Here is a 20387-nt window from a genome sequence, read left to right as displayed (position 1 = left end):
TGACGCGTTTTCTTTACGCGAACCGGTCTCCACTTCGCTGGAAAACGCTCTACTATTCGCCCGCGTTCCGGACTGGTTGATGGGCGGGCGGATCGATCTCGAGTGAGGATGTCTTGCAGGCGTGGTTCGTTCTCGCGGTCGCAGCCGGCTATGTGACCATGCTGTTCCTGATTGCCTGGTGGGGCGATCGGCGGAGCGTGGATGGACCGCTGGTCTCGCCGAAATCCTGGGCGGCGGCGGTCAGCTACTGCCTGACGCTGGCGGTCTACAACACCTCGTGGAGCTTCTACGGATCGGTCGGCCGCGCCGCCACGAGCGGGCTGGACTTCGCCACGATCTATATCGGCCCGACGCTGGTGCTGCTGTTCGGCCAGCCGCTGCTGTCCAAGGTGATCGCGATCGCGAAAGCCCAGAACGTCACCTCGATCGCCGATTTCATCGCCGCGCGCTATGGCAAGAGCCAGGTGCTTGCGGCCTTCGTCACGCTGGCCTCGCTGCTTGGCGTGCTTCCCTATATCGCGCTTCAGCTCAAGGCCGTCGGCAAGAGTTTTGACTATCTGATCCTTCAGCCTGAGCGCGCCGGCGGCGAGGCATTGCGGTTCTGGCAGGACTCGGCATTCGGCGTCGCCGCGTCGATGGCGCTGTTTGCGATCGTATTCGGCGTCCGCCATGTCCACGCCAGCGAGCATCATCGCGGCTTGATGCTGGCGATCGCCTTCGAGAGCGTGGTCAAGCTGGTCGCATTCCTGATCGTGGCGCTGTTCGTGCTGTTCGGCCTGTCCGGCGGTCCGGCCACTCTGCTGTCGCAGTTTCATTCGGATCCGCAATTGGCCGGGATCCTGACCTTCGACCCCACGCAGCCGGTCTGGCCCTCGACGATCATCATCTCGGCGATCGCTTTCCTGTGCCTGCCGCAGGCGTTCCATGTCGCGGTCGTCGAGAACGAGAGCCCCGGTCACACGCGCGCCGCGGCGTGGCTCTACCCGACCTATCTTGCGCTGTTCAGCCTGCTGATCCTGCCGATCGCGGCCGCCGGACTTTCGAGGTTCGGTGCGATGATGGACCCCGACACCTACGTCATCTCGCTGCCGATTGCGGCCAATGCGGGGACCATCAGCCTGATCGCCTTCCTGGGCGGGCTGTCGGCCGCCACCGGCATGGTGATCATGACCTCGGTCGCGCTGAGCACCATGCTCTGCAACGACGTCATCATGCCGCTGCTGCTACGTTCGCGCTTTTTCGGTCTGCGTGCGCATAGCCGGCCGGTGACCTCGGTGCTGATGACGGTGCGCAGGCTCTCGATCCTCGGCATCCTGCTGCTGGCCTATCTGATGCACCGCCTGGTCAACCAGGCCTATCCGCTCACCGTGATCGGCCTGTTGTCGTTCGTCGCAGTCGCGCAATTCGGACCGGCGTTCGTCGGAGGCCTGTTCTGGCAGCGCGCCAACAAGATCGGCGCCTCGGTCGGGATCGCGGCCGGATTCTTCATCTGGGCCTATACGCTGCTGCTGCCTTCGGCCGCACCGCTATGGCCGGCCTTCGAGGAGATCGTTCGCCACGGCCCGTGGCAGCTCGCTCTCCTCAAGCCAAACGCGCTGTTCGGGCTCGAAGGACTCGATCCGATCTCGCATGCGACGCTGTGGAGCCTTGGCGCCAACCTCGTCTGCTTCCTCGCGCTCTCGGTGCTGGGACGGCAAACCACCGTCGAGCGCAATCAGGCTGCGGCATTTGCCGATGGCGTCGTCCGCGACACCGTGCCGAAACTATCCTCTCGCGTGGTCGTCCGGCTCGACGATCTCCGCGCGCTTGCCCGGCGCTTTGTCGGCGCGGAGCGCGGGGAGGCGGCCTTCGACGGCTATCTTGCAGCGCGCATGTCGGGCACCGGGCCGCGCCTCGACCCATCGGGCCTGGTCGATCTCGACTCGATCCGCTTCACCGAAAATCTTCTCGCCGGCGCGATCGGCGCAGCGTCGGCGCGCGTGGTGATCGCGTCGTCGCTGGAAGGGCACTCGCTGTCGCGGCGGGCGGCGATGGCGATGCTGGACGAGGCTTCGGAAGCCCTGCGCTTCAATCGCAGCCTGCTGCAAAGCACGCTCGAGAGCGTGCCGCAGGGCATCTGCGCTTTTGATGCCGATTTCAACATCACGGCATGGAACGGGCGGTTCATCGCGCTGCTCGACCTGCCGCCGGATTTCGTACGCGTCGGCCTTCCGCTCGCGGAGCTCATTGCTTTCAACGTCGAGCGCGGCGAATACGCCGCGTCCGAATTCGCGGCGCTCCTGGTCAATCGCGATGTCGCGGCCCAAAGCTGGCCCTATCTGTATGAGCGTAAGCGGCCCGACGGCACGGTGCTCGAGATCGTCTACGATCGCGTCGCCGAAGGCGGCTATGTCTCGACCTACACCGACGTGACCGAGCGTCACCGCGCCGCGGAAGCCTTGCGGCGCGCCAACGAGGATCTGGAGCTGCGTGTCCGCGAGCGGACCGAGGCGCTCGAGCAGGCGAAGGCGGAGGCCGAGCAGGCCAATCTCGGCAAGACCCGCTTCCTGGCGGCAGCGAGCCACGATCTGCTGCAACCGCTGAACGCGGCGCGCTTGTTCCTGTCGGCGCTCGACGAGAGCTTGCATGCGTTGCCGCAAGCCGGCGCGGCGGAGAAGGAGCGGACCCTGGCGGGGAGCGCCATCACCGCTCTGCGCTCGACCGAGCATGTGCTCGACAGACTGCTCGATATCTCCTCCTATGATGCCGGCGCGGTTCGTGCCGAGCCGTTCGATTTTCCGATTGCGGATCTTCTCGTGCAGTTGAACGTGGAATTCTCCGCGATGGCGCGTGAGCGGGGGCTTGTGCTCCGCGTCGTCGATTGCCGGCTCCCGGTGCACAGCGACCCGCATCTGTTGCGCCGCATTCTGCAGAACCTGCTGTCGAATGCACTCCGCTACACGCCCAAGGGACGCATTCTGCTCGGCTGCCGGCGGCGCGGAGGCGATCTGCGGATCGAGGTTCGGGATACCGGTATCGGCATCGCCGAGGCAGACCAGAAGCGGATCTTCGAGGAGTTCCAGCGCCTGGCGCCCGGATCGGAGAAGGGGCTGGGTCTCGGGCTCGCGATCGTCGATCGCGTCTCGCGGCTGCTGGGGCATCCCGTCGATGTCCGTTCGCGCCCGGGACACGGCTCATGCTTTGCCGTCACGGTGCCGCTCGCGCATGGACGCGGAATGCCGCTCCAGCGCAAGGCGGCGGTAGCGGCTCCGGCCGCGACTGAGCAGCCCCTGACGATCCTGTGCCTGGACAATGATGCGACGATCCTGGACGGCCTGACGGCGCTGCTCGGCACCTGGGGCCATCGCGTGCTGGCAGCAACGGAGGCCGCCAGCGCGATGGCTGTGGCTGCGGCGGACCCGCCCGACGTCGTGCTGCTCGACTACCATCTCGATGGGGAAGGCACCGGCTTGGACTTTCTCGACGATCTCAGGCAGAAGTCGGGACGCAGCGTCCGCGCGCTCGTCGTGACCGGAGATCGCAGCGAGGCGGTACGCACGGAGGCGCGGGCGCGCGGTTGCGAGGTCCTGTCGAAGCCGGTCAAGCCGGCAGCGCTGCGGCGTTTCCTCGGCGGCGAAGCCTTGACCCGGCAGTACGGGACGAAACAGGGAGCCTCTTCGGCGTAACCATGCGCATCCTTATCGGCGACGATCATCCGCTGGTGCAGGCCGCCTTGCGCAGTGCGCTGTCGAGCGTGCTGCCCGATCTCGACATCGTCGCCTGTCAGTCCCTCGACGAGGCCGTGAGCGTGCTCTCGGCCCAGTCGGACGAGATCGACTTGATCCTGTGGGACCTGACGATGCCGGGCATCCAGGGGTTTGCCGCGCTGTTCATTCTGTCGGCGCAATTCCCGACGGTGCCGGTTGCGATCATCTCGGCGCGGCAGGACGCCGCCACGATCCGCCGCGCCATCGCCTATGGCGCATCCGGCTACATCCCGAAATCGCTCAGCCTGCCCGAGATGGCGGATGCGATCACCAAGATCCTCGCCGGCGAGATCTGGATGCCGCCCAATGTCGGCGGCCGCGGCTCGATCCAGAGTGCCGATGTCGAGCTCGCCGCACGCATGGCCTCGCTGTCGGCGCAGCAGCTGCGCATTCTCGCGATGATCGTCGAGGGCAAGCTCAACAAGCAGATCGCGGGTGAACTCGACATCGCCGAGCAGACCGTGAAGGGGCATGTCTCGACCATCCTGCGCAAGCTCGGCGTCGGCTCACGCACCCAGGCCGCCGTCCTGGCCGAGCGGCTGTCGTTCGGACAGCCCGGCGGGACCTGAAGTCGCACCGTCAAAAACAAAGCGGAGGCCGTGAGGCCTCCGCTTTCATTTGCAGTCGCTATTCGCGAGCTCTGTCTTATCCCAGCCGTCCCGCCGCATGAGCGAGCAGGGTGTAGACCAGACCCGTCTCCGAGGTCAGGTGGCTGCGCAGCTCCTGCGGGCCGCGGCCGTCGCGGGCGACTTCGTCGAGCAGGCGCTCGAACTCGCCGATGTAACGGTCGACCGTGCCCTTGAAGTTGCGGTCGGCGCGATACTTGCGGGCGACCTCGTCGAAGGCCTTCTGGCCGGCGGGCGTGTATAGGCGCTTGGTGAAGGCCTTGTTCTCGCCGCGCTGGTAGCGGTCCCACATCTCGGAAGCGAGGTTGCGGTCCATCAGCCGGCCGATGTCGAGCGAGAGCGATTCCAGCGGATTGCTGCCGGCCTGCGGGGTCTGTGGCTGCGGAGCGGGTGCCGCCTGGCGGCCGCGCGGGGCCTCACGTCCGGCCGGAGCAGCCTGGTTGGCGTCGGTGCGGTTCAACAGATCCGACAGCCAGCCGTCACGGCCCTGGTCGTTGCCGCCGGGTGCGACTGGCGGAGCCTCGGTGCGGCGCGAGGAGGCGGGCATGCCGAGGTCCGGCGGCGGCAGCGTCGAGGCGCTGCCGGTGTCGCGCATGCGGGTCTCGGTGCCACGACTGCCCGCGGTCGCCATCATCGGCTCTTCCTGGCGCTGGACGGCGACAGAAGCGCGGCCCGTCGTGGTGACGTCGAGGCCGCGGCCGTGCTGGGCCACGATGCGGTTGAGCTCGGCGAGCGCCTCGATCTGGTCGACGATCACCTTGCGCATTTGCGCGGTGCTTTCGGCGGCCTCCTGCGGCATCTCGAGCACGCCGCGGCGCAGCTCGTTGCGGGTGGCCTCGAGCTCGTTGTGCATCTCGAACGCCATCTGCTTCATGCTGGAGACGAGGTTACCGAACTTCTCAGTCGATTGCTTGAACATCGCATCCGCCTCGTCGGTCGTCTGGCGGTAGATGTCGTGCATGGCCTCGATGGTCTGACGGTGCTCCTCTTCGGAGGCCGACCGCACCGCCTCGAACTGGCGGGTGATGGCGGCAGAACCTGCGCCGGCGGTCTCCGCGACCACGCGAGCGATGTCGCGGGCACGCTCTTCGGCCGCAGCGAGCGACTCATCGAGCAACCCGGTGAAGCGCGACAGGCGCTGGTCGAGATCGGCGGTGCGCAGATCGATGGTGGTGACGAGCGATTCCAGCGCCGCCTTGCGTTCGGCAAGCGAGGCGGTGGTGTTCTTGTTGCTCTGCTCGACCACCTGTGCGGCATCGACCAGCGCCTTGCCGTGCGCATCGAACTGGGTCGACAGCTCGCCGAGATCCTGCAGCGCCTTCGTGGTCTTGGAATTGAACACGTTGAGCTGGTCTTCCAGGTTCTGCGTCGCAGCGCCGTTGCGCGAGGTGACATCGTTCATCGCCGAGACGAAGTCGGCGACGCGCGTCACCAGCGCCCGCTCGAGCGAGTTGAGGTTGTCGTGCGCACCGGTCAGCACCTCCTGGAGGAGGATGTTGCCTTCGCGCAGGCGCTCGAACAGGGCGACCGTGTCGGTGCGCAGGATCTTGCTGGTTTCCTGCATCTCGGTGACGGCCGCGATCGAGACCTGACGAGACTGGTCGATCGCCGCGCGCGAGGCCTGCTCGAGGTCCTTGAGCGATCTGCCGACTGCGCTGGTCGCGACCTCGCTCGCCGCGTTGATGGTGCGGGCGACCTCGTTCCCGTTGCCCATCATGGTCTGCGAGAAGGCCGTGCCGCGCGTCTCGATCGACTTCAGCGCGTCGGAGGTGACGCGGTCGATGTCGAGCGTGAGCTGGCTGGTCTTCGAGCCGATCGCATCCACGAGCGAGCCGCGCTTGGCGTCGATCATGTTTGAGAGGCGGTCGGCCTGCTGCTGCACGTAGGTGACGATCTCGTCGGTCTTGCCGGTCATGGCCTGCCCGAAGCTCGAGCTGGCGGCGAGCACCGAACGCTCGACATCGGCGGAGCTCGACTTGACCCGCGAGCTCGCCTCGTTGGAGGCGGAGATCAGCGCGTTCTGGGCGTTGAGCGCGCTGGTCTGGATGTCGTTGGTCGCGTTCGACGTGGCCGTGCTCAGCGCGCGCTCGATCTCGGTCGAGATCGTGCGGATCTGGCTCGCGGCGTCCGCCGAGGTGGAGGTCAGCGAGGTCTGGGCCTCGCGGGCGCTGTTGAGGATGGTCGAGGCGGTGTCGGCGCCGACCGCGGTCAGCGTGCGCTCGATGTCCGTCGTCAGCGACTTGATCTGGCTCGCCGCATCGGTCGACGCGGTGATCAACGTGCCCTGCGCCTCGCGCACGCCGCTGGTGAGCGCCTCGATGGTGGCGCCGCCGGCGGTCGCCAGCGCGCGCTGCATCTCGGCTGCGAGCGAACGGACCTGGCCGGTCTGCTCGGCCGAAACCGCGAGCAGGGTGCTCTGGGCGTCGCGGGCACTCGCCGTGATCGTCTCGGCGGTGGTCTGCCCGACCTGCGACAGCGAGCGATGCACTTCGGCCGCGAGCGACTTGACCTGGCTCGCCGCATCCGAGGACGCGTTGACCAGTGTGCTCTGGGCCTCGCGCGCGCCGGTCATGATGGTCTCGGCCGTCGAGGTGCCCGCCATCGAGAGCGAACGCTGCACGTCGGAGGACAGCGCCTTGATCTGGTTGGCGGTCTCGGTCGAGGCCGCGATCAGCGTGCCCTGCGCATCCCGGGCGCCGGCGGTGATCGATTCCGCCGTGGAGGTGCCGGCCAGCGACAGCGAGCGCTGAACGTCGGCGGTGAGCGTCTTGACGTGGTTGGCTGCGTCCGAAGAGGCGGTCACGAGCGTGGTCTGCACCTCGCGGGCGCCGGCCAGGATCGAGGCCGCGGTGGCCGAGCCGGCTGCGGACAGCGTGCGCTCGACGTCGGCCGCGAGCCCCTTGATCTGATTGGAAGCATCGCCTGAGGCCGCGACCAGGGACGACTGCGCCTCGCGGGCGCTGGTCAGGATCGAGTTCGCAGCACCGGTGCCGACCGCAGTCAGCGCACGCTCGACCTCGGAGGAGGTCATCTTGAGCTGGGCGTTGACATCGGAGGCAGTCGTCTTGAGCTGAGCGTTGACGTCCGAGGAAACCGTCATCAGCGACTGCTGCGCCGTGCGCGCACCGGTCTGGATCGTCTCGCTGGTGTTGACCACGAGGTTGGTCAGCGAGCGCTCGGCGTCCTCGACATGCGAGCGGATCGCGGTCGAGATCATCTCGGCGCGCGACATCATGTCCTCGCTGGCCTGGCGGCCGCTGCTCTCGATGCGGCCAGCGACGGCCTCGACACGGGAGCCGAGCAGGTCTTCGAACTGAGCCACGCGGACATCGATGTCGTTGGCCACCGATCCGACCTTGGTCTCGAGCGTCTGGTGGATGTCCTGGAAGCGCGCCGTGACCGTGTCGGTCAGGAGCATGCTGCGACCGTCGATCAGTTCGCCGACGCTGGTGATACGGCGGTCGACCGCCTCGATCGCCTGCGCCGTGCCGTCCGTGAGCGTCGAGGTCAGGAGGGTGAGGCGGGTGTCGATCGACTGCACGGCCTGCGAGGCGCCGTTGGTCAGCGCACTTGTCAGATAGGTCAGGCGGGAGTCGATGGATTCGAGCGCCTGCGTCGCACCGCCGGTCAGGGTGGTGGTGAGGTGGGTCAGGCGGGTATCGATCGACTGGATCGTCTGCGAGGCGCCGTCGGTCAGCGTCATCGTCAGGTTGGTCAGGCGGGAGTCGACGGATTCGAGCGCCTGCGCCGCGCCGCCGGTGAGCGTCGTCGTGAGGTGCGTCAACCGCGTATCGATCGACTGGATAGCCTGCGCTGCACCATCGGTCAGCGTCGTGCTGAGCGCATTGAGGCGCCCGTCGATGGTCTCGGTGACGGATTTCGCACGGGCGTCGAACGACTGCTCGAGCGCGCCGACGCGGCCGCCGAGCTGCTCGTCGAAGGTCTTGATGTGGCCCTCGATCGTGCCATCGAGGCTGGCGATCTTGCCGTTCAACGAGGCGTCGAAGTGGGAAACGCGTTCGCCGATCGTGGTCTCGAACTGCAGCAGGCGCTGGTCAAGAATGGCCGTGATCTCGCCGCCGTTGGAGGTGAAGCGAGTGTCGAAATTGTCGACATAGGTTTTCAGCGACTCATGGATATCGTGGGTTCGCTGGCCCATGCGCTCGACGATCTCACCGCCGAAGGTCTTCACGGTGCGGTCGAACTCGGAGATGTGGCGTGTGATCAGGGCACCCAGCGTGCCGGAATCGCGGGCGAATTTCTCGACCAGCTCGGAACCCTGGTTCTTCACCAGCTCGTCGAACGCGCTCATCTGCAGCGACAGCGAGTCGTGCGCGGTCTCGGTCTGGCTGACGACCTTGGCGACGAGGGTGTTGACGGTGGCGTCGAGCGCTTCGCTGGCCTTGTCGCCGGAGGTCATGATCTGGCCAGCGAGGCGGTTGCCGGCGTCGTCGATCTTGGCAGAGAGGTCGTTGGAGCGCAGCTCGAGCTCGAGCAGCAGCGAGTCCGACGAGTTCTTCAGGCTATCGTGCACCTGCTCGGTGCGCTCGGAGATGCCGTCGACGATCGCGGCGGAACGCTGCTCGAACTCGCCGGTGATGCGGTCGATGCGTTCATTCAGCATCTCGTGGACGCGGTCGGCGAGATCGACGAACTCGTCGTGGACGTGGCCGGTCTTGAAGTTGAGGCTGGTGGTCAGCCGCTCGCTGGCGTCGAGCACCGCGCGGGTGGTCTCGGCGCTGGCCTCCTCGAGGCGGTCGAGCAGATCGCCACCGCGCTCGCCGAGCGCCAGGATCATGTTGTCGCCGGCATGGCTCAGTGCGCCCGTGATGTGGGCGCCACGCTCTTCCAACGCGCCGGTGATGGATTTCGCGACCTCGTCGACGCGCGAGGCGATCGCGTCCGAGATCAGCGCGATGTCGTGGCGAAGGTCGATCTGCACGCCGGAAATGGCGCTGCGGACCTGCTCGGCCTGGCCGACCAGGTTGTCGCGCTGATGTGCGATGTCCTGGAGCAGGGCACGGATGCGGACTTCGTTGTCGGAATAGGCGCGCTCCAGCGCTGCGACCTCGTTGGCGACCAGCGTCTCGAGCTCGCCTGCGCGCGCGATCGCGCGCTCGATGCCATCGCCCATCGCCGCAACCTCGCGACGGATGGCCTGGCCGACGGTGACCATGGAATCGGACGCCGAGCCTTCCGGCTCGGAGAAGCGGATCGCGACCTGTGCCATCGCCTGCGCGACCTGGCTCATCTGCTGGCCGCGCCAGACCAGGCTGGCGAGGAAGTAGAACAGCATGATGGGCGCGAAGAACATCGTGGCGAGGCCGGCGATGGCCAGCACGCCGCCGCTCTCGCCCATGGCGGCCCGGATCGAAGGCAGGAAACCGACCGTCAGCGCGGCGCAGGCTGCAAGCCAGACGACGGTGAAGATGGTCGCGCCCGTATAGATGTTGCGGGCAGGGCGGCCGGTCTGCAGCGCCTGAAGCAATTGCCCGATGGTGGCGCGGTCGTCGTTGGCGGCGCGGCGCGACGAACGTGGTTCCTCGATCGGATCGAACACGGCGCGCTCGTTGGCGGCTGGGCGCGGCTCGAACCCGGGCTCGTCGAACACGGGAGGTGCCGGCGGCGCGACCGGGGGCGCCGTTTCGTTGCGCATCGATGCGTTGCGGCTGGTATCGGCCGCCGTATCGCTGATGTTGAGGGCTTCCTGGATCGCAGAAAGCGCAACTTCTGTGGGGTCTTTGACCTTCTTGGGAGTATTGGCCATGTTCAGTCCGAGCCCTCGTTACTTGTACGCGTCCCCCCGCGAGCCCTGCGCGCTACGCAAGCCCACAGTCCGGATCATGCCGCTTGCGCGGATCTCCGAGCCATCCCCACCCGGACGGCTTGTCCGCCAATTTCCGCAACATCCTATTGGCAGAGCGTCGCGAATGAAATGCCCGCGATTAAGACAATCTTAATCATCGTTAACAGGATCGCGCCCTAACACCTTAGGCCCAAATGAAATTCTCCACCGGACTCGGCCGATTGCGGCAACTTTTCGTCAATAATCGGGCGGATTTGCGTAAAGAGACCCGAACACTTCGTTAACCATTTCCATGCTTCGGTGGAAGGAACCGCCGGACCGGCGGACCATCGCGCGATGCCGGGGCCTGCGCCATGACACCTGAACTGCAACGGATGGACTGGATGCCCTCGCCCCCGCTTGCGCCCATCGACAGCCCGCTCGACCTTGACCACCTCTCCCGCATGACGCTCGGCGATGCCGAGCTGGAGCAGGAAGTGCTTGCGATGTTTGCCGAGCAGGCGGTCCGGCTGCTGGCGGCCATGACGGCGCGGCCCGCCGAGACCGGTGCCCTCGCGCACAAGCTCAAGGGCTCGGCGCGTGGAATCGGCGCCTTCGCGGTCGCGGATGCCGCTGCCAGCCTGGAGACTGCGATCCGGATCGGGCATAACCAGCCCCACGCTTTTGCAGCGCTGAAAGAGGCGGTCGCCGAGGCTCGCGCCGCCATTGCGGTGATTCTCAAGCACTAGGCCGGCGCCCACAGATGCGGGTGGACTGCGCACTAGCGCTGCCCTGACCGACCCGTTATAGGACAGCCCGGACCCTCCTTTTTCCCCAGATCGCGGCAGCACGAGCACCCATGGCCAAAATTCACTTTGTCGACCACAAGGGCGAAACCCGCACGGTGGATGTCGAGAACGGCGCGACCGTGATGGAAGCCGCCATCCGCAACAGCATTCCCGGCATCGAGGCCGAGTGCGGCGGGGCCTGCGCCTGCGCGACCTGCCATGTCTATGTCGACGAAGCCTGGCGCGAGAAGGTCGGCAGCCCGACGCCGATGGAAGAAGACATGCTCGACTTCGGCTTCGACGTGCGCCCGAACTCGCGCCTGTCCTGCCAGATCAAGGTGAGCGATGATCTCGACGGGCTTGTGGTCGCGACGCCGGAACGTCAGGCCTGATCCTCAAGGCCTGGTCTTCCAGGCGTGATCTCTTTGCTATGTGCTCGGCGGCGCGACCTCGATCCCGCGCTTGTGCCAGGGCTTGAATTTTTCGACCACCTCTGCAGTCAGCGGGGCCGGCCGGCGCGTCGCCTCGTCGAGCAAGACACCGACTGACCTCGCCGATGCGATGCATTTCCCGTTCGAGAACACGACCTGCTCGAAGGTCACGGACGTGCGCCCGAGCTTCACGACGCCGAGGCCGAACTCGATCGTGTTCGGCCAGTGCAGCTCCGCGCGGAAATGGATGTCGAGCCGCACCATGATCCACGCGAGGCCCGGCGGCGTCAGCCCATATTCCGGGCTCTTCATCAGAGTGACGCGTCCCGTCTCGAAATAGGTGGCGTAGACCGCGTTGTTGACGTGCTGGTTCGGGTCGAGATCACCGAAGCGGACGTTGTCGCCGAGGCGAAAGGGGAAGTCCTCCAGGCGCGGCGTCGTATCGAGGCGGCTTGGTGCGTTCACCGATTGATCTCCGTCATATCCAACCTCGTTACAGCTCAGTTATTTTGACCCGGCAAGTGGGCGCGGCTGCGGGGCGCTCCTGCTTTTATGCCTTCCCTGATCCATCCCCGTTGGCTAGACAGGCAGGGTCACCTCTGCCCGCCGGGCGCCGTCCAACCGATAAAGAGACGACATGAGCGATGTGATCAAAACCGATGTGCTGATTATTGGCGCTGGCCCTTGCGGTCTGTTCGCCGCCTTCGAGCTTGGCCTTCTCGACATGAAGGCGCATTTCGTCGACATCCTCGACAAGGTCGGCGGTCAGTGCGCCGAGCTCTATCCGGAAAAGCCGATCTACGACATTCCCGGCATCCCGCAGGTGTCGGGGCAGGGCCTCACCGAGGCGCTGATGGAGCAGATCAAGCCGTTTCACCCGACCTTCCATCTCGGCGAGATGGTCGAGACCGTGGAGAAGATCGGCGATCCCGCCTTCCGCTGCACCACCGATGCCGGCAAGGTGTTCGAATGCAAGGTCGTGGTGATCGCGGCCGGAGGCGGCTCGTTCCAGCCCAAGCGTCCGCCGGTGCCGGGGATCGAAGCCTATGAAGGCACCTCGGTGCACTACGCCGTGCGCAAGATGGAGACGTTCCGCGACAAGAACGTGCTGATCGTCGGCGGCGGCGATTCCGCACTCGACTGGACGCTCAATCTGCATCCGCTCGCCAAGCGCATCACGCTGTTGCACCGTCGCGACGATTTTCGTGCCGCGCCCCACAGCGTCGAGCAGATGCGCGCGCTGGTCGCCGACGGCAAGATGGATCTGCGGCTCGGCCAGGTCACCGCGCTCTCCGGCGCCGACGGCCAGCTGACCGGTGCCACCGTCAAGGGCAACGACAACAATGTCGGCGAAATTGTCTGCGACACCATGCTGCCGTTCTTCGGACTGACCATGAAGCTCGGTCCGGTTGCGAACTGGGGCATTGCACTGGAAAACAATCTGGTGCCGGTCGAGACATCAGCGTTCGAGACCAACATATCAGGTATCTTCGCCATCGGCGACATCAACACCTATCCCGGCAAGATCAAGCTGATCCTGTGCGGCTTCCATGAGGGCGCACTGATGTCGCAAAAAGCCCATCGTTACGTCTATCCGGAGAAGCGGCTCGTGTTCCAGTACACGACGTCATCCTCCAGCCTGCAAAAGAAACTGGGTGTCAACTGACCACGGCGCCACTAGCTCCGACATCCCATGTTTCTGGTGCTGGAACCGTTCGCGAAATCGCCGTAGTCTGCGGCCATTGCAGTGGTGGCTTAGCAAGGTGATCATAATGCGGAATCTCTTTTGCAGCTTCCGGCTGCTCCCGTTCCTGGCGCTCGTGCTGACGCTCGGCTCGGCTGCGGCGCAAGCGCAGCAGCCGACCGCTGCGGGCCTCTGGCAGAAGGTTGAGGATGGCAAGCCGGTGGGCTGGTTCCTCTTCATCGACCACAACGGCATCTTCGAAGGCGTCATCGCCAAGACCTTCCCGCGTCCCGGCGATGATCCAAACGAGGTCTGCGCGAAGTGCACGGACGATCGCAAAAATCAGCCGGTGCTCGGGCTCTCCTTCATCCGCGACATGAAGCGTGACGGGTTGAAGTACGAGGGCGGCAACGTGGTCAATCCGCGCGACGGCAACATCTGGAAAGCCAAGATGAGTGTGAGCCCGGACGGGCAGGTCCTGACCATGCGCGGCTTCCTCGGCATTTCCCTGTTCGGCAAGGACGAGACCTGGCAACGCCTGCCGGATTCCAGCATGGCCGAAGTCGATCCCGCGATCATCGCCAAATATCTCCCCGCGCAAGCGGCCGCGCCGAAGGCAGCGCCCGCGGCCAAGAAGGGCGGCGCAATGATGGCGCCGGCAGCGAAGAAGTAGGCAGCACTGCTGAGCCGTCACGGCTTCTGCCACACGCGCCGCTGTCACTCCCCGCAAGGGCGGGGAATTTTGTAAGCAATATTTCTTCTTACTCCTGCATCACCTCTGGAACGCTTTGTTGCTCTCGTCATTTCGATGACGTGGATGGCTGTTGCGTGGCCTGTCCTGCCCGACGACGCATTCGTCGAAAGGCGAATGCCGGCAACGCCTGCGCCAGTAGTTGCCCGGAATGCGCATTGGCGCCGGATTTGCGTAGCATTCGGCAAAGCTGCTGGAGGAGCGAGTCGTTGCTTTCGCGCCATTTCAGGGCGTGAGGGCCCCTCCTTGTTCCTCATGGCACCGATTTGATTTCGTGAGACAACGATGAGATTTGCAGGGCCATGTGCAGCAATATTGCTGGGGCTGACGCTGCCGTTGGCGACATCGGCGCTGGCGCGTGATGACGGGCGCTATGCCAACTCGCCGCTCAAACCCTGGTTCGAGAGCCTGCACAGCGAGTACGGGCAGTGCTGCTCGGACGCCGACGGCTACATCGTCGCCGATGTCGACTGGGAATCCGACAAAGGACACTACCGCGTGCATCTCGACCAGGAGTGGGTCGTCGTTCCCGACGGAGCTGTCATCACCGAGCCGAACAAGATCGGTCGCACCATGGTGTGGAAGCACTACATCGACGGCCACCCGCGTGTGCGGTGCTTCATGCCGGGCAGCATGACGTAAGGCGCGAAATCAGCGCAGGCGCAAGGCCGCATGCCGGATGTCCGACGGCGTGGCGTTATAGGCGCGTCGGAACGTGCGGTTGAAATAGGAAAGCTCGCTGAAACCGCACTCGAATGCGATTGCGCTGATCGTCAGCGTTGCAAAATCCGGATCGCGCAGCATTTGCAAGGCACGTTCGAGCCGGCGGGCGAGGACGAACTCGGAGAAGGTCGTGCCGTCACGCTCGAACAGCTTCTGGACGTAGCGCGGTGTCACGCCGTGCCGCAAGGCAATCGTCGCGGCAGAGAGCTCGCCGTCGCCGGCGCGCTCGCGGATCTCCGCCTTGATCGATTGGAGCCGTGCGGCGGCAACGCCGCGTCGCTGCGCCTCGTGCGCCACTTCGGCGGTGGCGCCGATCGCAAGTGCCGCGAGATCCACGATATGGTTTGCAGCGGACTTTGCCGGTAGTGCTTCGAGCGGGCCGTTCTCGTGCAAGGTCTGCACATAACGGATCAGCAGTCGCAACGCGCTGTTCTCGGCAGGGATTTGCCGCGCATAGGCAGCACCGAGATCCGGGACGAGCGCCGAGACTTCCGGTCGCGGCAGCACGATGGTGATGAAGCTGCCAAAGCTGTGCATCGTGCTCACCGAGGGATCGGTCCCCGATATGACCGAGGCAGCGCCGGGCCGGCAGATGATTTCACGGCCGAGCTGTCGCGTGGTGGCGGCTCCGCTCATCAGCATCGACAACCCGAAGCGGTCCCTCGCGCGGGCAAGATGTTGTCGCGTGGAGTGATAGTGCGCGGGCGATCGCGATCCCGAGACCAGCCCGACGCCGGGCAGTCCCTGGAAGGTCACGCTGGCATGGAACGGCTCATCGCCGATCGGATCGATGTCGACGTTGGCGATGTTGCGCCCGTAGAGCTCGCGCCACATTGCGAGGCGCTGGCGAGCCGGAAATGCGTCAGTCGATGCTTGAGCGGGAGAGAAGAGCGACGGAGGTGTAATCATGCTGCATGGTCGTGATCCACCGTCCGGCAGTTCGATGGCTTGGCCGTTGATAGCGCATTCCGGCGAGATTTCAATCGCATTGGTCCGGTGTGGCCGCGATACATCGCCTGCCGGCAAAGCGTCCGGCGAGTTCGCGTTAGTCCCATCCGGTTCTTTCCAGTCCGAGCGCAGCCCGGCCTCGCGCGGATAGGTGTTCGCTCTCGCGCCGGTCTTGGCGCGACCGAAGATGATTCCTGGAGGAGTTGGAATGAAGTTGGGGCTCGGGATTCGACAGGTGCTGCTCACGACGACGGCGGTCGTCGCGTTGGCCGCTTGTGGCGGCACATCCGTCTTGGCCGGAGATACCGAGGCTCTACTTTCGCTGCTTGCCAGCAAGGGCGTGATCTCGTCCAGCGAAGCCCGTGCGGTCACGTCAGTGCCGCCGGCCGAGCAGGGCGATCGTCTGGTCGCGATTCTGCGCAAGAAGGGGGTGCTTGCCGACGGTGACATGCAGGCGCTGAAATTGAAGTCGCGGCCGGCGAGCGTGGCCACGACGGACGCCCGTCCAGCCCCGGCGTCCGTCGTGGTGCCCCCGGCGGCCGCGTCTGCCGGCCCCTTGCCGATGCCGCGCAAGGCGGCTTCCGTCGAGATCGGCGGCTTCGAGATTGCGCCAGTCGGCTATCTTGCGCTGACGGGCGTGAGCCGAAACACCAATACCGGGAATGCGACGACGACCAATTTTGGCGCGATCCCGTTCTCCAATACCGTCCAGGGCCAGATGACCGAGACGCGCTTGTCGGCGCAGAATTCGGTGCTCGGCCTGCGCGCGCACGGCAACATCAGGGGCGTCGATCTCACCGGCTATTTCGAAGGCGACTTCAACGGCAACGATCCCGCCAACGCCTACGTCAATTCGAACAGCCACACCTTTCGCATGCGTCTCGCCTATGCCGACGTGAAGGCTGGCCAGTTCGAGACGAGCTTTGGCCAGACCTATAGCTGGTTGACGCCGAACCGCCATGGCATGGGCCCCGACCCCTCCGACATTTTCCTGACGAACAACATCGACCAGAGCTTCCAGGTCGGTTTGCCCTGGGCGCGCCAGGCGGCTGCGCATTTCGCCTGGCATGCGACGCCGAATTTCACCGTCGGCGCCGGCATCGAAAACCCGCAGCAATATGTCGGTACCGGCGAGGTGACGTATCCGTTCGCCTTCAATGCGCAACTCGCCTCGCAGTTCGACACAGGATCGGTCCCCGGCACGCCGAACCGGATGCCTGACGTGGTCGCCAAAGCCGCCTACGACAGCGACGTGTGGTCCGGGACACGGCTGCACCTCGAGGCAGCCGGCATGTGGCGGCATTTCCGCTCCACCGATTTGCCCCAGGTCATCGGGGCCAACTTCGTCTGGCATGATGCGAATGGCTGGGCGACGACGGTTGGGGCGAACCTCGAATTCTTCAACACGTTCACCCTCGTCGGCAATGCGTTCTGGAGCGACGGCGGCGGCCGCTATCTCGGAGCACTCGGGCCCGATGTCGTGCCTAGGGTGACTGGCAGTGCGGGCGCGTATGACATCGCGCTCTCGACGGTTCGCTCGCACGGCTATCTTGCCGGCTTTGAGTGGCGCGTGCTCCAGCCGACGATCCTGGCGGCCTATTACGGTCAGGCGTTCTTCGACAGCAACTACGCGCTGGATCCGACCAATCCGGTTCCGAACCGGTATGCCGGCTTCGGCTATCCGAATTCGTCGAACGCGGCGAACAAGCAGATCGAGCAGTGGACGGTCGACCTCAAGCATACGTTCTGGGCCGACCCACAATACGGCGCCATCGCGGGCCTCGCACAATACTCATATCTGCGGCGTGAACCTTGGTTCGTGGCCGCTGGCGCGCCGCCTGATGCGCACACGCACCTGTTTTTCACCGAGCTGCGCTATCAGCTCCCCGGCAATTGAGCGACACGCGAAGGATGAGACCAATGATCAAGCATGCAATTGCCCTCGCTTCGCTGTTGGGGCTTGTCGCAGGCCAGGCCTTGGCGGCGGATCTTGCGGCGGTGCCCTATGCGCAGGTGACGAGCGCAGCTCCATGGACCGGATTCCATCTCGGCGTTGCCGGCGGCTGGGGGCGCGGAATCTCGCGCCAGGATCAGACCGGCACCACGTTCGGCGTAGGTGATTCCGGGGATTTCCCCCAGACCGGATGGATCGCCGGCGCGACGGTCGGTTACGACTGGCAGTTCGGCATGTTCACCGTCGGTGTCGAGGGGGACCTCTCTGCCGCCGATATCGACGGCAATACTTCGAATGGCGGCTGCGCCGGCCCCGTTCCCTGCCGGACGAAGATCACCTGGCTCCATACCGGCCGCGGCCGCGTGGGTGTCGCGTTCGGCCAATTCATGCCCTACATCACCGGCGGCGTCGCATTCGCCGGGCTCAAGGCCACGAACTTCAACACAGAGAATTCCCAGCCGAACGGTATGTGGGGCGGGGTCATCGGCGGCGGACTGGAATGGATGTTCTTGCCGCAATGGTCGGCAAAGGCGGAGTATCTCTTCATCCCTTCGTTCGGGACGGCGACACCGAGCGACATGTTCGGCAAGCTGACCGAACGCAATGTCAGCCTGGCGCGGTTCGGCGTGAACTACCATTTCGGGGATACGCCCGTGACGGCGCGATATTGATCAGCGAGCACGTACGAACGAATGCCGGAAGCAGGGCTCTGCTTCCGGCATTTATCTTGACCGAGTGATGTCAGTGCTCGGAGCTCGCGCTGGCGAGCCGCTTCACGCGCGGCGACAGCACCGACATCTGCGCAGGCGAGGCCGGCATGCCGGCGACGATCATCGCGGGCGCCGTCGATTGCTGCTCGACGCCGGTGGCACCGAGCACCTGCACCTGCACCGCCGAAACCGGAAACGACTTCACTTCGTAAGAGGGGAGCTCGCCAGCAAATGCACCGGCCGTGCCTGAAATCAATGCGCCGGCGACGGCAATCATCGAGAGAATACGCATTTCAAAATCTCCGTTGAAGATATCAATCGGAGGTTTGGTCGCGGCACTGCCGTGACAGGTTCGCTTGTGTGCGAACATTCGGCTCGCAACTGGGGAATATTTGGTTGCGTGACGCGACCGCGATGAAACGACGAGGAAACTTCTCGAGCCTTTGTTTCAGGACGGTTTCACCTGATGGTCGCGATACGCCGCCGAGCGTGCCTCAAGCGCCGAGCCCGGACTTTCGTGCCACCGCATCCGCGCGCCGCGGCAGATCCGGATTGAGGATCGGCGAGCACCCCCCGGCATCGCGCATGAAGACGATCTGGCTGGCCTCACGTCACCGGCGCGGGATTGAACAGCGTGAGGTCGTTGTGGATGCCCCAGCGATCCGACCACGGCTTGGTGCGGCCGGAGGCGACGTCGAGGATCAGGCGGAACAGATCCCAGCCGGTTTCCTCGATGGTCTTGGCGCCGGTGGCGATGCCGCCTGCGTCGAAATCGATCAAATCCTTCCAGCGACGGGCCAGCTCGGTGCGGGTCGCGACCTTGATCACGGGAGCTGCCGCAAGGCCGTAGGGCGTGCCGCGGCCGGTGGTGAACACCTGTAGGGTCATGCCGGAGGCCAGCTGGAGCGTACCGCAGATGAAGTCGCTCGCCGGCGTTGCCGCGAACAGCATGCCCTTTTGCGTCGCCTTCTCGCCGGGCGAGAGCACGCCGGTGATGGCTGATGAGCCGGACTTGACGATTGAGCCGAGAGACTTCTCGACGATATTGGCGAGGCCGCCCTTCTTGTTGCCCGGCGTGGTGTTGGCGCTGCGATCAGCACCGCCGCGAGCCAGATAAGAATCGTACCAGGCCATCTCGCGCACGAGCGCGCGGCCGACATCCTCGTTGATGGCGCGGCGGGTGAGCAGCTGGATCGCGTCGCGCACTTCCGTGACTTCGGAGAACATCACGGTGGCGCCGGCGCGCACCAGCAGGTCGGCGGCGAAGCCGACGGCCGGGTTGGCGGTGACGCCCGAAAAGGCATCGCTGCCGCCGCATTGCAGGCCGATGACGAGATCGGAGGCCGGGCAGGTCTCGCGGGTACGCTGGTTGAGCACCTTCAGCCGCGCCTCGGCCTGGGTCATGATCGCATCGACGATCGCGCCAAAGCCGTCGAAGGCTTCGTCCTGCATGCGTACGATGGCGTCGCTGACGCCTTCCGGCACCAGCCGCTCAGGCGCGAGCTTTTCGCAGCCGAGGCCGACGACGAGGATCTCGCCGCCGAAATTCGGGTTGAGTGCGAGATTCTGCAGCGTGCGGATCGGCACGACGGCGTCGGGCGCTGTGATGGCGACGCCGCAACCATAGGCGTGCGTGAGGGGAACGACGTCGTCGACGTTCGGGTATTTCGGCAGCAGCTCGGTGCGAATGCGCTTCACCGCATATTCCATCGTCCCCTTGACGCATTGTACGGAGGAGGAGATGCCGAGGATGTTCTTGGTGCCGACCGATCCGTCTGGATTGCGATAGCCTTCGAAGCTGAAGCCTTCGAGCGGCGGCAGCGGTGCGGGCACGGCGGTGGAGATTTCGAGCTTGTCGAGGGCAGGGGCCTCCGGCATGCGGATGCGCGCCTCGTCGACCCATTCGCCGGCCAGGATCGGCGAGAGCGCGTAGCCGATCACCTCGCCATAACGCACGATCGGCTCATTTTGCGCGATGTCGACCAGCGCCGTCTTGTGCCCTTGTGGCACGAAGGCGCGCAGCGTCAGTCCGCAGGCAAAGCGGGAGCCAGCCGGAAGCCCGAAATCATTGACCACGATCGCGACATTGTCGCGCGCGTTGAGCTTGATGTAGCGGGGCTGTTCTTTCGCTGCGACGTCCTGGTCCATGGGAGGACTCCGGGGATTTGTAGGGTGGGGTAGCGCAGCGTAACCCACCAATGTCTCTGTCCGCGGAAGCAGAAGAGGTGGGTTACGCTGCGC

Annotated in this window: 14 protein-coding genes; 9 read left to right on the top strand and 5 right to left on the bottom strand. The window is 65.3% G+C overall.

All coding sequences use genetic code 11. From position 1 onward, the window contains the following. The first annotated feature begins 113 nt into the window (after positions 1 to 113). Positions 114 to 3665 (top strand): hybrid sensor histidine kinase/response regulator, encoded by a 3552-nt coding sequence (locus JQ587_RS18645; protein ID WP_212301177.1) that lies wholly within the window; start codon positions 114 to 116, stop codon positions 3663 to 3665. A gap of 2 nt (positions 3666 to 3667) precedes the next feature. Next, positions 3668 to 4315, top strand: coding sequence for a response regulator (locus JQ587_RS18640; protein WP_212301176.1), 648 nt, complete (start codon positions 3668 to 3670; stop codon positions 4313 to 4315). A 76-nt stretch (positions 4316 to 4391) separates the two neighbouring features. On the opposite strand, the gene JQ587_RS18635 is transcribed toward JQ587_RS18640, so the two are convergent. Beyond that, entirely contained in the window at positions 4392 to 10139 is a 5748-nt protein-coding gene (locus JQ587_RS18635) for an apolipoprotein A-IV repeat region-like domain-containing protein (protein ID WP_212426208.1), read from the bottom strand. 392 nt (positions 10140 to 10531) lie between these two features. Here JQ587_RS18635 and JQ587_RS18630 point away from each other — a divergent pair, with 392 nt between their 5' ends. Further along, a complete protein-coding gene (locus JQ587_RS18630; RefSeq protein WP_212301174.1) occupies positions 10532 to 10906 on the top strand; it encodes an Hpt domain-containing protein in 375 nt (124 codons plus the stop codon). Positions 10907 to 11016: 110 nt separating this feature from the next. Beyond that, positions 11017 to 11337: a 2Fe-2S iron-sulfur cluster-binding protein gene (locus tag JQ587_RS18625; RefSeq protein WP_007602043.1), complete on the top strand. Its 321-nt coding sequence runs from the start codon at positions 11017 to 11019 to the stop codon at positions 11335 to 11337. 36 nt (positions 11338 to 11373) lie between these two features. Here the strand turns inward: JQ587_RS18625 and JQ587_RS18620 are convergent, their stop codons facing one another. Beyond that, positions 11374 to 11841, bottom strand: coding sequence for an acyl-CoA thioesterase (locus tag JQ587_RS18620; protein ID WP_212301173.1), 468 nt, complete (start codon positions 11839 to 11841; stop codon positions 11374 to 11376). Positions 11842 to 12013: 172 nt separating this feature from the next. Between JQ587_RS18620 and JQ587_RS18615 the strand changes: the two genes are divergently transcribed. The 3 genes from JQ587_RS18615 to JQ587_RS18605 all read left to right on the top strand — a co-directional run bounded on the left by JQ587_RS18615 (position 12014) and on the right by JQ587_RS18605 (position 14453). Further along, on the top strand, positions 12014 to 13042 hold the full coding sequence (locus JQ587_RS18615; RefSeq protein WP_212301172.1) for an NAD(P)/FAD-dependent oxidoreductase: 1029 nt from the start codon (positions 12014 to 12016) through the stop codon (positions 13040 to 13042). A 106-nt stretch (positions 13043 to 13148) separates the two neighbouring features. Then, on the top strand, positions 13149 to 13733 hold the full coding sequence (locus JQ587_RS18610) for a DUF2147 domain-containing protein (RefSeq protein WP_212301171.1): 585 nt from the start codon (positions 13149 to 13151) through the stop codon (positions 13731 to 13733). A gap of 363 nt (positions 13734 to 14096) precedes the next feature. After that, positions 14097 to 14453, top strand: coding sequence for a hypothetical protein (locus JQ587_RS18605; RefSeq protein ID WP_212301170.1), 357 nt, complete (start codon positions 14097 to 14099; stop codon positions 14451 to 14453). A gap of 9 nt (positions 14454 to 14462) precedes the next feature. Here the strand turns inward: JQ587_RS18605 and JQ587_RS18600 are convergent, their stop codons facing one another. Further along, positions 14463 to 15854, bottom strand: a complete 1392-nt coding sequence (locus tag JQ587_RS18600) for a helix-turn-helix transcriptional regulator (protein ID WP_212426207.1) — start codon at positions 15852 to 15854, stop codon at positions 14463 to 14465. On the opposite strand from JQ587_RS18600, the gene JQ587_RS18595 reads away from it, so the two are divergent. Together JQ587_RS18595 and JQ587_RS18590 are read left to right on the top strand one after the other, a co-directional pair. After that, entirely contained in the window at positions 15823 to 17379 is a 1557-nt protein-coding gene (locus tag JQ587_RS18595; protein WP_212426206.1) for a hypothetical protein, read from the top strand. The genes JQ587_RS18600 and JQ587_RS18595 overlap by 32 nt on opposite strands. Before the next feature lie 23 nt (positions 17380 to 17402). After that, positions 17403 to 18107, top strand: a complete 705-nt coding sequence (locus JQ587_RS18590; protein ID WP_212301167.1) for an outer membrane protein — start codon at positions 17403 to 17405, stop codon at positions 18105 to 18107. A gap of 70 nt (positions 18108 to 18177) precedes the next feature. On the opposite strand, the gene JQ587_RS18585 is transcribed toward JQ587_RS18590, so the two are convergent. Together JQ587_RS18585 and garD are read right to left on the bottom strand one after the other, a co-directional pair. After that, the gene (locus tag JQ587_RS18585) at positions 18178 to 18438 is read right to left on the bottom strand and encodes a hypothetical protein (protein ID WP_212301166.1); all 261 of its coding nucleotides are present in this window, start codon (positions 18436 to 18438) and stop codon (positions 18178 to 18180) included. 314 nt (positions 18439 to 18752) lie between these two features. Next, positions 18753 to 20294, bottom strand: coding sequence for a galactarate dehydratase (garD, locus tag JQ587_RS18580; protein WP_212301165.1), 1542 nt, complete (start codon positions 20292 to 20294; stop codon positions 18753 to 18755). Between the last annotated feature and the right edge of the window lie 93 nt (positions 20295 to 20387).

Origin of the sequence: Bradyrhizobium manausense (assembly GCF_018130615.1) — a bacterium.
Taxonomy (GTDB): Bacteria; Pseudomonadota; Alphaproteobacteria; order Rhizobiales; family Xanthobacteraceae; genus Bradyrhizobium; species Bradyrhizobium manausense_A.
The sequence above is the reverse complement of the archived record's forward strand: the minus strand, read 5'-3'. Positions and strand labels throughout refer to the sequence as shown.

Bases quoted from the DNA above. Each gene is read 5' to 3' on its own strand.
- garD (WP_212301165.1), bottom strand. From the start codon at position 20,294: ATGGACCAGGACGTCGCAGCGAAAGAACAGCCCCGCTACATCAAGCTC.
- JQ587_RS18640 (WP_212301176.1), top strand. From the start codon at position 3,668: ATGCGCATCCTTATCGGCGACGATCATCCGCTGGTGCAGGCCGCCTTG.
- JQ587_RS18605 (WP_212301170.1), top strand. From the start codon at position 14,097: ATGAGATTTGCAGGGCCATGTGCAGCAATATTGCTGGGGCTGACGCTG.
- JQ587_RS18635 (WP_212426208.1), bottom strand. From the start codon at position 10,139: ATGGCCAATACTCCCAAGAAGGTCAAAGACCCCACAGAAGTTGCGCTT.
- JQ587_RS18630 (WP_212301174.1), top strand. From the start codon at position 10,532: ATGACACCTGAACTGCAACGGATGGACTGGATGCCCTCGCCCCCGCTT.
- JQ587_RS18615 (WP_212301172.1), top strand. From the start codon at position 12,014: ATGAGCGATGTGATCAAAACCGATGTGCTGATTATTGGCGCTGGCCCT.
- JQ587_RS18590 (WP_212301167.1), top strand. From the start codon at position 17,403: ATGATCAAGCATGCAATTGCCCTCGCTTCGCTGTTGGGGCTTGTCGCA.
- JQ587_RS18625 (WP_007602043.1), top strand. From the start codon at position 11,017: ATGGCCAAAATTCACTTTGTCGACCACAAGGGCGAAACCCGCACGGTG.
- JQ587_RS18585 (WP_212301166.1), bottom strand. From the start codon at position 18,438: ATGCGTATTCTCTCGATGATTGCCGTCGCCGGCGCATTGATTTCAGGC.
- JQ587_RS18610 (WP_212301171.1), top strand. From the start codon at position 13,149: ATGCGGAATCTCTTTTGCAGCTTCCGGCTGCTCCCGTTCCTGGCGCTC.